This window comes from Streptococcus parasanguinis ATCC 15912 (assembly GCF_000164675.2).
In the GTDB taxonomy this organism is placed as follows: domain Bacteria; phylum Bacillota; class Bacilli; order Lactobacillales; family Streptococcaceae; genus Streptococcus; species Streptococcus parasanguinis.
Genome location: NC_015678.1, coordinates 1,890,701 through 1,902,470, shown reverse-complemented (window position 1 = coordinate 1,902,470; position 11,770 = coordinate 1,890,701). Strand labels below are relative to the sequence as shown.

The 11,770-nt window shown below is 42.8% G+C and carries 8 protein-coding genes; all 8 read right to left on the bottom strand.

Annotated features, from left to right (window positions below; genetic code table 11):
• Positions 1-119: 119 nt before the first annotated feature.
• Positions 120-2,972 (bottom strand): AAA family ATPase, encoded by a 2,853-nt coding sequence (locus tag HMPREF0833_RS08885; RefSeq protein ID WP_041818429.1) that lies wholly within the window; start codon positions 2,970-2,972, stop codon positions 120-122.
• Between the two features lie 150 nt (positions 2,973-3,122).
• The gene (locus HMPREF0833_RS10850; protein WP_003004689.1) at positions 3,123-3,272 is read right to left on the bottom strand and encodes a hypothetical protein; all 150 of its coding nucleotides are present in this window, start codon (positions 3,270-3,272) and stop codon (positions 3,123-3,125) included.
• Positions 3,273-3,289: 17 nt separating this feature from the next.
• Positions 3,290-3,568 carry a type II toxin-antitoxin system YafQ family toxin gene (locus tag HMPREF0833_RS08875; RefSeq protein ID WP_013904578.1) on the bottom strand — a complete coding sequence of 93 codons (279 nt, stop codon included), beginning with the start codon at positions 3,566-3,568 and terminating at the stop codon, positions 3,290-3,292.
• Positions 3,561-3,824, bottom strand: a complete 264-nt coding sequence (locus HMPREF0833_RS08870; protein ID WP_009732165.1) for a type II toxin-antitoxin system RelB/DinJ family antitoxin — start codon at positions 3,822-3,824, stop codon at positions 3,561-3,563. Before HMPREF0833_RS08870 ends, HMPREF0833_RS08875 begins: the two co-directional genes overlap by 8 nt.
• Before the next feature lie 139 nt (positions 3,825-3,963).
• Complete coding sequence (locus HMPREF0833_RS08865; protein WP_013904576.1) at positions 3,964-8,358, bottom strand: PolC-type DNA polymerase III; 4,395 nt, start codon at positions 8,356-8,358, stop codon at positions 3,964-3,966.
• 320 nt (positions 8,359-8,678) lie between these two features.
• Positions 8,679-9,650, bottom strand: coding sequence for a hypothetical protein (locus HMPREF0833_RS08860; RefSeq protein WP_227197384.1), 972 nt, complete (start codon positions 9,648-9,650; stop codon positions 8,679-8,681).
• A 1-nt stretch (position 9,651) separates the two neighbouring features.
• A complete protein-coding gene (locus HMPREF0833_RS08855; protein WP_013904574.1) occupies positions 9,652-10,533 on the bottom strand; it encodes a hypothetical protein in 882 nt (293 codons plus the stop codon).
• 15 nt (positions 10,534-10,548) lie between these two features.
• Positions 10,549-11,421, bottom strand: a complete 873-nt coding sequence (locus HMPREF0833_RS08850) for a hypothetical protein (RefSeq protein WP_013904573.1) — start codon at positions 11,419-11,421, stop codon at positions 10,549-10,551.
• Positions 11,422-11,770: the final 349 nt, after the last annotated feature.

The following is an 11,770-nucleotide window of genomic DNA, read 5'->3' as shown; positions in this document are numbered from 1 at the left end:
AAAGCTGATGAAATCAGCGTAGTAGAGCCCACTCAACCACTGCGTCTTGCTCAACAATCCAAAAATAATTGAGAGGCTAGGACTTTTGTCCCAGCCTCCTTTTTATTGATCCTTCTAGCTTAAGGAAGAACATAACCTTGATCATCCACGGTATGGGGTTGTTCAGAACTGCTATTCTCTCTCAAAGCTTCCAAATCTTGATCCAAAATGGAATTGTAGTCTGTACTACCTTCACGGGTTACCCGAGTTGATACTTGGCGCAAGAGTTTTTCATTGAGATTGCGAACCCAGCGACCATTACTATGGTCATTGGCACGCATATAATTCCCTTTCACAATCTCTCCATAAAGGGCTTCATTGACCTGGTAACCTTGCTTACGCAAACCTAACAGACCGATCTCCACAATCTCATCTGGGCTGTAGTCTTCAAAATCAAATGTAGTCGGGATCCGGCTTTGCAGACCTGAATTGACCTGCAAGAAGTCGTGCATCTCTTTCGTGTAACCAGCAAAGATAATGACGATATCGCGGCGGTGGTCCTCCATAAATTTGAGGACTTCGTCCAAGGCTTCCTTCCCAAAATCATCATTTAAACCGGTATAGAGCGTATAGGCCTCATCGATAAAGAGGACTCCACCCAGTGCACTCTCTAAAACTTCACGCGTCTTCAAGGCTGTTTGACCTTGGTAGCCTCCAACCAGATTGCTCCGCGAAACTTCGATGAATTTCTTCTGCTTGATAACCCCTTTTTGGAAGAGAATATTGCCCAAAATGCGGGCCACGGTGGTCTTCCCTGTACCGGGATTTCCAAGAAAGAGAGAGTGCAAGGTCGTGTCTTCGATGATGCCACCTTGTTCAGCCCGTTTTTGATTGAACTCAGCCATGGCTACGAATTGTTCGACTTGCTCTTTCACCTTGGCAATTCCAACCAAACGGTTGAGGGCAGCCATCCCATCTTCTTCCTTGTCGGCTCCTGCTTGATACTTACCTTGGTTAAGGACAGCATCGATATCGCTATTGAGGATGGTCTCAATATCGTCAGAACCTTGGGCCACCACCCGATCCGCCATGGTCTTGGTCAATTGCTCATCCAGGTTGCGGATCCAGCGACCATTGCTCTTATCTAGCGAGCCATCATAAGCCCGCTTAACATGCCGCGCATAGTAATCCCGGTCTTCGAGTTTGTAGTCTCCTTTGCTTAGGATCATTTCACCCAGTTGGACAATCTCATCTCCTGTGAAATCTTCAAAGATGAAATTATTTGGCACCCGAGAACGAAGGCCTGGATTAGTCTTTAAAAACTCTTCCATTTCCTTGGTATAGCCGGCAAAGATAATCATGATGTCATCGCGATTGTCCTCCATAAATTTGAGGATGGTATTGATCGCCTCGATCCCAAAGTCCGCACCACTGTCCTTTTTATCCAAGCTATAGGCTTCATCAATAAAGAGGATGCCTCCTCGCGCTTTTTCAAGCAGGGCTTGGGTCTGTTCAGCCGTTCCCCCAATATTTGAAGAGATCAGATCGGACTCCGTTGCTTCCACGAAACGGAATTCTTCCCCTGAGAGAACACCCGCATCAAAGAGCACTTTTCCCAACAGACGAGCCACAGTCGTTTTCCCTGTACCAGGATTTCCCATAAAGGCAGCATGCAAGGTTTGCTTTTCAGGTGCCTTGCCACTGGCGATTCGTTTCTTGTTAAATTCCACCATGTTGATCATTTTCTTGATCTCATGTTTGACTTTTTCAAGACCGATCAGGCTATTGAGTTCTTGAAGAGCATCTTGTTTCTTCTCTGGTCCAGAGTCTCTTGCGGTGGTTGGAGCCACCGTTGCATCCGTCGCCTGTCTCGTAGGAACTACTTGCGCATTGCCCTTCGCCACTTCTCTGCCAACAAGATAGTCACAGTCATCCTCGATTTCCTTGGTCAGATCACGCGCATCGCCCTGCCTATAGGTCATGGTGCCCACCTTCGCAAAGGCTCCACCTTGAAGCCGTATATTGGGATCCGCAATCTTATGACAAATCATATGCTCAGCCATCAGCACACCATCATCGAAAACTCCAAATGAAATGGTTTGGGCATTCTCATTCAAGAAGGTTGTTTCTCCAGTCAGGAAAGCAAAGGACTCTTCATAGACGCATAAAAATTCTGTAAAAGTAGCCTGGTGAGCTCGGATCATACTATTGAATGAATTGATGGAGGTCATACGATCCGAATCCGAATTGAATTGAACATTATTGTCAAGACAGACTCCAGTACCGGTAGGCAGCTCAATTTTACAGTTTTCAGACTCCCAGATGACATTCCTCAACCAAACTGGTGGAAAATCCTTTTCCAGATCCCCGCCTGTAATCGTTGAATTTTTTGCGACCACTTCTGAGTCCTTGGCATGAATCGTATTATTCCCAAATTTTTCAATATGGACATTTTCTAAGGCCAATTTAGAGCCTTCTGATAGGTCTATCTTAGAAAAAATCGTTGAATTTTGAATGGACAATTCCGATGCTGACATTCCGATGACACTTTGGTGTTTTTCCGGAACCTTCATCCCAACTCCATCCAATGTCATTTTCGAATGCGTATCCATATAGATAAAAAATTCACTATTTGTCGGAGTGGTGATTTCAAAATAGACCTGTTTACAAGTGATAGCTGACTCATTCCATAAGGTCAAGGCAGTATGGTTCCCACCAACTTTAAACCACAGATCTTCAAATGTCACCTGAGCTCCCTCTACAAATCGGAAAGAAGCCTCAATCGTGTTGTTAAACATGCGCCCATTACCATTTGGATTTGGAACTACATGCCCCACAAAATGAAGGCTCTTGTTGATCACAATCACCTCATCTGTCGGCCATTGAAAGACATACCCATTTTCAAACTCGATGGTATCTCCATCCTGCGCTTTTTCAAGCGCATCCATAAAGTTCCAACTATTGTTGTAAGGCCCTACTAAATATCTTGCCACGCGCTTCTCCTTTGTTTCATCTTTTCTATTTCCTTGTCATAAACAATCGTTACTAAAAATTGTAACACAATCCAGTGCCAAAGAAAACACTTATCAGATCTGAAAGGACTGAAAAACCTCTATTTCCAAAAGGAAAATAGAGGCTGTCAGTTAATCTTTCAAGGCTGAAAATAAGCCGGCTAGAGCAATCGCTCCTGAGAGCATGGCGGTGGAAAGGAGCAGCACATTGTCTGCCACCTCTAGCTTGTACTCAAAGACTTTTTCAGCTGGTTTGTCTTCTGCAAAAATTTCTAACTTCATGTTCTCCTCCTTTGTTTCTAGAACAAATCACTGTGACTTCCTGTCCTCAGCAAGTTTAAAATCAATTCATCCTTATCTACTTTGTAAACCAAAAGCCAATCGGGCTGGATATGACACTCCCGAACACCTTGGAAATGATTGGAGTTGGTCAGTTGATGGTCACGATATCTGACAGGAAGTTCTTTTTCTTGAACCAGAAAATTCAAAACTTCTTCTAACAAGTTTGCCTTTAAACCACGCTTCATTGCTAACTTAAAATCTTTTTTAAACTGTTTATGATAACGAATCTTAAGCACGCAAGTCCTCCATCAAGTCTGAGACTGATTCAAAGGGTTGACTCATATTCCGATTTTGCTCTACATCCGTTACTACTTGGAGCAACTTCCCATGATCATCTAATCGAACATCAAAAGGTAAGCCCTGATATTGAATAGCCTGACGAAGGAAAATGTTGATAGCTGTTGTCATATCCATTCCCAAATGATTGAACACCAGTTGGGCCTGCTCCTTAACCTCACTATCCAAACGGATACTCATGCTCGTCTTTGACATATTCTCACCTTCTTTCTATCTATCATTGTAACAAAAAAGAAGGCTGTTGTAAATCCATTGGATATACAATAGCTTTCTACCTGGCATTCGTTTTTCATTAGATGAAACTGGATCAACTTTTGTAAATGGATTCCCTCCATCAAAACAAATCATCAAACAAACTCAACTGGTTATCCTCTGGCATATTGCCAAGAATGCCCATCTCATCCATCTTTTCAACCAGGGTAGACGAAACACCGCCACGCTTCCGGAGCTCGGTCTTAGAAAGGAATTCTCCTTCTTCACGCGCCCGCACGATCTGCTTGGCAACGTTCTCACCCAGGCCATCCATAGCGACAAATGGCGGAATCAATGTATCCCCATCGATCAAGAATTCTGTTGCCTGACTGCGATAGAGGTCTAGCTTGCCAAACTTGAAGCCCCGCTCCCACATCTCATTGACAATCTCAAGGGTGGTGTAGAGATCGATCTCTACGTTGGAAGCTTCGTTGTTCTTACGTTTCTCAGCAATTTCCTTCATCCGCGCTTTCACGGCCTCAAGGCCGGCCCCCATGGTCTTGATGTCAAAGGCCTTGGCCCGAATCGAGAAGTAAGCACAGTAGTAATAAAGTGGATGATGCACCTTAAAGTAGGCCACACGAAGGGCCATCATAACATAGGCCGCCGCATGGGCTTTAGGGAACATGTACTTGATCTTCCCACAGGACTCGATGTACCATTCAGGGACATTGTTTTCCTTCATGGCTTGGATGTAGCCATTGCGCTCTTCTTCTGAGATCTTGAGCCACATGCCTTTCCGCACCCGCTCCATGATGGTAAAGGCCATCTTAGGCTTGAGCCCCGCGTGCATGAGGTAAACCATGATGTCGTCCCGACACCCGATAACGGTCGATAGATCGGCAATGCCCGCCTTGATCAAATCTTGGGCATTTCCCAACCACACATCGGTACCGTGAGACAGACCAGAGAGCTGAAGTAACTCTGCGAAAGTCGTCGGATGGGTCTCTTCGACCATGCCCCGAACAAAGTTGGTCCCAAACTCTGGAATCCCCAGCATCCCTGTCGGCGTTCCGATCTGCTCAGCTGTTACCCCTAGCACTTCCGTCCCAGAAAAGAGAGCCATGACCCCTGGATCATCCATAGGGATATCGTTCGGATCAATACCCGACAAGTCTTGGAGTTTCCGAATCATGGTCGGATCATCATGTCCCAGGACATCGAGTTTGAGGACGTTTTCATCGATATCGTGGAAGTTAAAGTGAGTGGTCTGCCATTCAGCGGTCACATCATCTGCCGGATACTGGACCGGAGTAAAGTCATAGACATCCATATAGTTTGGAATAACAACGATTCCCCCCGGGTGCTGACCAGTCGTCCGTTTGACCCCAGCTGCACCGAGAGCTAAGCGCTCGACCTCGGCATCTCTGTAATACTTGCCAAAATCACGCTCATAGCCCTTCACAAAACCGTAAGCAGTCTTAGCTGCGACCGTACCTACCGTTCCTGCCCGGAAGGCATATTCTTCCCCAAAGATATCGCGGACATCCAAGTGGGCGCTCGGCTGGTCTTCCCCGGAGAAGTTCAAATCGATATCGGGTACCTTGTCCCCATCGAAACCAAGGAAGGTTTCGAAAGGAATATCCTGCCCGTTTTTGCTGAGCTTATGGCCACAGTTTGGACAATCCTTGTCTGGCATATCAAAACCAGATCCATAAGAACCATCTGTGATGAATTCACTGTACTGGCACTGATCACAGACATAGTGAGGCGAAAGTGGATTGACCTCAGTGATCCCTATCATGGTCGCGACAAAGCTGGATCCAACGGATCCACGCGACCCAACCAGGTAGCCCCGCTCATTGGAACGATGCACCAGCATTTGCGATGCCAGATAAATCACGGCAAAGCCATTCCCCAAGATGGAAGTCAATTCTTTCTCAATTCGCAGATCGACAATATCAGGGAGCGGATTACCATAGATTTCAAAGGCTCGCTTATAGGTCAATTCCGCAACTGTTTCTTCGGCCTTGTCGATAAATGGCGTATAGAGGTCGCCCTTGACCACTTCGACCGGCTCAAAGGTCTCTGCGAGCGCATTGGTATTTTCAATAACAATCTTGCGCGCCAAGTCTTCTCCCAAAAAGGCGAATTCATCCAGCATTTCATTGGTGGTTCTGAAATGCGCTTTTGGCAGTGGCGCTGGCTGGGCATCTTCTCCGTGCCCAATGGTCCGGTTGATCATAGCCCCTTGACCGAGACTACGGACAATGATCTCCCGATAAATCTCATCTTCCGGCTCCAGATAGTGGACATTCCCTGTCGCAAGAACAGGCTTGCCGAGGCGATCTCCCACTTCGATCAAGCTCTTGATAATGGTCTGGAGCTCGTCCATGTCCTTGACCTGCTCCTTGGCAATGAGGGGTGCATAGATAGCCGGTGGCATAACCTCGATAAAGTCGTAATACTTGGCCACTTCGACTGCCGCATCCACACCTTGCGACATGACCGCATCAAAAACTTCCCCTTCTGAACAGGCCGATCCGAGGATCAAGCCCTCGCGGTGGGCGTCCAGCACAGTCTTTGGAATCCGTGGGACTCCTTCGAAATACTTGGTCCCAGAAAGTGAAACCAGTTTAAACATGTTCTTAAGGCCAGTCTGATTTTTGACATAGAGGGTCGCATGCTTGACCCGCGCCTTCTTATAAGAATTCTCATCGATCAAATCGATATTCAGATCCTTAAGATTGGTCACCCCATGCTTTTCAGCGACATCTTTGATGAAGATAAAGAGCAGGCGCCCCGTTGCTTCCGCATCGTAGTTGGCCATGTGGTGGTGCTCCAAGCCTACTCCAAAGCGCTTGGTCAATGGCCCTAATCCATGCCGTTTAAAATCTGGATAGAGGTTACGGGCAAATTCCAGGGTATCGATGACCGGCTGGGTGATCTTGGGAAGGCCATGACGCTCATAGTTGGCATTCATGAAGCCTACGTCAAAGGTAGCATTGTGGGCAACGAGAACCGTTCCCTCACAGAAGGCCTGAAACTCCTTCAAGACCTGTACCAAGGGCTTAGCCCCCCGAACATGCTCGTTGGTGATCCCTGTCAATTGGGTCGTAAAGGCGGACAAAGGATGCCCCGGATCAATGAACTCGTCAAACTCCTCAATGACATTGCCCTTGTACATCTTAGAAGCAGCGACCTGGATCAAGTCATTGTAAATGGCTGAAAGTCCCGTCGTTTCCACGTCAAAGACCACATAAGTCGCTTCATTGAGGTCCAGATCCACCTCGTTATAGGTGATGGGCACCTTGTCCTCTACAATATTGGCTTCCATCCCATAGATCAGCTGGATCCCAGCTTTCTTGGCTGCTTTAAAGCCATGCGGGAAACTCTGCACATTGCCATGGTCGGTGATGGCCACCGCCTTATGGCCCCACTCAGCTGCCTTGGCGATCAGCTCTTCGACTTCCGGCAGGGCATCCATGGTCGACATATTGGTATGCGCGTGGAATTCCACCCGGCGCTCACCCTCTGGCATCAGGTCCTTGCGGGCATAATGCACGACTTCCTGGATGTCTTGGACATTCATGGTCAAGTCGCGCGTGAAATTGTTCATTTCGATATTTCCCCGCACCCGTAGCCAGCTGTTCTTCTTGATCATGTCAAACTTCTGGGCTTCTTCCTCATTTTTGACCCATTTCTGAAGGGAAAAACTCGAGGTATAGTCGGTCATCTTAAAGCTGATCAAGACCCGACCAGTCCGTGTCACCTTATGCTCCACGTCAAAGACCACACCCTCAAAAACAATCCGGTTCTCTTCTGTCGTGATCTCGATCATCGGAGTGATCTCGGCCTTGTCTAGCTTGGGTTTAGCCGCAGCTTTCTTAGCCTTGAAGTCAAAAACTGGCTTTTCTTCAACCGCTGGTGGTGGAGCCATCTGGGCCAAGGATTCCATAGCCCGCAAGGTCTCTTCATTGGCCGCTTGGAATATCTTTTCATTTTCCTCCTCAAAGCGCGCCACTTCTTGCTCTGTCAACTCCTCATCAGACTCCACCCGACAGGTGAAATGCGGAAAACCAAAGGCTTCCAACTGCTTGGCAAGATTTGGCAAATGGTTCTTACGAAAATGCTCCGTATCAACCGAAGAAGGCCCTGAGATGATCAATTCCTGCCCTTCCGCGCGCACCTGCAAGTCTTGGTAGAGCCCCTTAAAGCCTTGACTAGCGCAAGGTCCTTCCTCAAAGACCTCTCGGTAGTAGGCCTGCAATAAATCCTCAGAAAAGTCTGGATTCATCACCTGGATGCTAAAGGTCGCTTGGTTTCCCGTCTTTGAAAATTCGTCCTTCAAGCGCTGGCGCAATTCCTTAAACAAAGCAATCGGCAAAACTTCCGCAAAGGCAAAGCGGAACTCCCAAACCCGACTGACCTTGTGCACCACGACTTCTTGAATCTCCGCATGCAAAAAGGCACTGGAAGATCGCATCTCCAGCGGCATATCCAGCTGATTCATTAAAATTTCAAAGGTGTTGGACATTGTTTCTCCCTTGATCTTGATTCTTTTGCTCGCTTTTGACTAGCCCGACTCTAAGAAAAAACAGACCAGTCAAAAACATTCGTAACCCTTATTTTATCACAATTTAAGGATTAATTCGAGGGAGAAGTGAAGACGAAAAAATCACCGAACGAGCGGTGATTCACTTATTTATTGTATCCTTATCAATTTTCATAATTTGATTTCATTCATTCTAATAATTGAAAATCACAACATTGACTCTTTATCAAGGTTTGGTACGGATTCAAATCCGATAGTTTTCCAACCCTACCTGTATAGAGTGAATACGAACGGGATCACTTTTATGATACTAGTGATCTCTTTTCAATCTCACCATTATAATACTCTTGAATCTCATCATAGGAAACTATCTTTTGATTTTTCCCGTTGATACTCCATTTTGATGGTATATAGAGATCCTCATAGACAGATTTTCCAACAGGAATAAATTCTGACTCAAGATCCAATAATTCCCTCCCATTTGTAATCATTCCATTTTCAGACTTTATCACTTTATAAGCAAAACTATCTTTCTTTGAAAATAAGTTAAAAGCAGATCGGTTATTATTTTTTAGATTGATATTTCCTTTGTAAGTATCTGCTTTCCAAAAGCTATTTCCAAGCTGATTAACTCCTGCTGAAAAAGCTTTAGTGGAATCTAACTCAAGAGCAATTCTTCCGTTCTCCTCTAGTTCTTTACTTGTTTTTTCACCATCAATTTTCAGCGTTTTTAAATTCAATAGAAAATAACGGTAATTTTTCTCGCTATATATAGTTAGTACTGCATAATCGTTATTCTCAAATTTTCTAAGAGTTGATAAATAACCGATCAATTCAAAATCATCCTCGTCCAAATAGTCAACTAATTTCTGCCAAATATTAACTTCTTTCTTGCTTGCTTTTTGATTAGCTAAATGATAAATATCAAGATAAAAGTATTCATCTGACTTCATCTTTTTGGTAGCGCCTGAATCTCTCACTTTTGCTCTTTTTCTAACCAAATAATCTGAATTTACAGTCACCCAGCTAGCATTTGTTGTGGCAGACTGCGATTCTTCTTTTTCCTTTTTATTAAAATCCCACTCTACGACAACCCCATTATGATCATTGATAAATTCAAAATTTTTGATTTCTGCTTGAGGATTGTAAATGAAAAATTGTTTAGAGTTTCCGGTATCGTCGGAGCTTTGGGAATTTTTTTCTTTTTGACCACAACCAATTAATGCTATCAAGGACACCATCATTAAGGTTGTTTTATACATTAATTTCGACAAATCAATACTCCTTCCATCCTCTTTTTGCTAAATATTTTTTTCCATACCACTCTTCAACAGACTTACCTTCCCATTCGCGGTATTCTTCAGGATATTTCCATTTGTAGAATGCATAAAGAAAATATGGAATCTCCATAAAAATAAGCATTGCCATTAAACCAATATTGATCACGATCCAACATATAAAAAGGCCGAAAACAGTTAAGGAAGGGGAAAAATCAATGGATAAGGCTTTTAAAGTACCATTAACAATCACGCCCAATCCTAATATAGCTGATCCATAAATAGCAATCCCCTTAGCAATTTTATCCTGTAAGGTAGGTGACTTAACTTCTCCATACATTCGGTTTTTCAAACTTTTAAGTTCTGTTCTTAACATCCAATAAATTAAGATTAAAAAAATACAAACTAGAGCAAAAATTCCTAAATTTGTTAGAAAAGGTAATGCTAAACCAAGAGCAGCGAGATCAAATTCTATAGCAAACCAGATCAAAAACGTGATGACATGAAAGTGAGTTCTATAAGGGGTAATAAATAACGGCTTAAAAGCTTTGCCAATTAATACGAAGAAAAGCCAAATCAATAACCCAATTACATAAACTTCAGCTGTTAAAAAATTGTGATTGGATATAGGAAGAGATAAATCTTTTGGATCACTGCTAAAAAGCATTGTTGAAAAAACTAATAATAAGAAGTTGAATCCAATCGGAAAAATGAGTGTTAATATACTATATAGGAGAGCATTTTTGAAATAGCCAAATATATTACTTGGGGGGTTGGATACTTTTTTATTTTGATCCTTCAATTGATACTGTAAAAAACCATCATCTTCCAAATTTAAACTATCTTCAAAACTTGCTTTAAAAATTGATTTCTTTTTCATTTTTTTACCCAAATCCTATTTTAATAACTCCTTATGTTTTTTTAAATATTTTTTTCCATACCACTCTTCGACAGTTTTTCCTTCCCACTCGCGGTATTCTTCAGGATATTTCCATTGATAATAGGCTTGGAGAAAATATGGTAAACCTATAAAAACAATTACTGCAAACACCACAATATTACAAAAGACCCATAGGAGTAAAAAACCCAATGCTTTCATGGAATTTGAAATATCTATAGTAAAGATTCCAAAAATATGTTTTATAACAATACTAATCCCTAAAATCCCCATGCCGTAAATAGAAATTATTTTAGCAACCTTATCACGAAAAGTCACTTGTCTCTCCTCATCATACATAAGCTTTCTTAATCCTGTTAACTCCACACTAAGCATCATGTAAATGAAGACCATTATTACTCCATAGATAGCAATAATTTCCCAAAATGCCAAATTTGCTAATAGAATGTCATTAACTATCAGATCTATTTCTAATAAAAACCAAAGCAGAAAGGTAAAAGCATGAAACTGATAGCGATAAGGCAAAAGATAAGTTCGTTTAATAAATTTCCCAATCAGTACGAATAGTAACCAAAGCATAAGAAAAATCAAAAAAACATCTGCCGTTAATGACACGTGCTTGGCTATCGGAAGAGTCAAAGTCTCATTATCACGAAATCCTAAAGATACAGCAAGCAATATAAAGTTAAATCCGACAGGACAAATTAGACCTACAATAAAACTTCGAATTCGAAACCAAAGTGATGCCTGGCCTTTCTTAAAAAATTTAGCAATTTTATCATGTTGTTCCTGTTGTAACTTTCGGAATCCATCATCTTCTAGATTCAAACTCTCTTCAAAACTTGCTTTGAAGATCGATTTCTTTTTCATTTTTTTACCCAAATCCTAGTGCCTTTCCAAATCCACCTATAACATTAGATATATTTTTAACAGTTCCTTTTAGGCTGAGTACAAGCTGTTAAAACAAGTACACTCGCCAGTAATACCATCATCTTTTTCATGTCTCATTTCCCTCCTTTTATGATCGAGTTGGATTTAAAAAACAGTTTCTACTATCATATCGAAATTTAGTTTGAAGAGCAAGTTCGTCACTAGGTGGAGAGAGTTGAGAAAAGTCATAGGAGTAAACCTTTGTCCTCCCTTCTTTATAATATTTTCCCTTAAAAATTGTTTTTTCCCTTAAAATGGATTGTATTCTAAGGGAAAAATACTACCACAA

Bases quoted from the DNA above. Each gene is read 5' to 3' on its own strand.
- HMPREF0833_RS08855 (WP_013904574.1), bottom strand. From the start codon at position 10,533: ATGAAAAAGAAATCAATTTTTAAAGCAAGTTTTGAAGATAGTTTAAAT.
- HMPREF0833_RS08850 (WP_013904573.1), bottom strand. From the start codon at position 11,421: ATGAAAAAGAAATCGATCTTCAAAGCAAGTTTTGAAGAGAGTTTGAAT.
- HMPREF0833_RS08870 (WP_009732165.1), bottom strand. From the start codon at position 3,824: ATGTCAAAGACGAGCATGAGTATCCGTTTGGATAGTGAGGTTAAGGAG.
- HMPREF0833_RS08865 (WP_013904576.1), bottom strand. From the start codon at position 8,358: ATGTCCAACACCTTTGAAATTTTAATGAATCAGCTGGATATGCCGCTG.
- HMPREF0833_RS10850 (WP_003004689.1), bottom strand. From the start codon at position 3,272: ATGAAGTTAGAAATTTTTGCAGAAGACAAACCAGCTGAAAAAGTCTTT.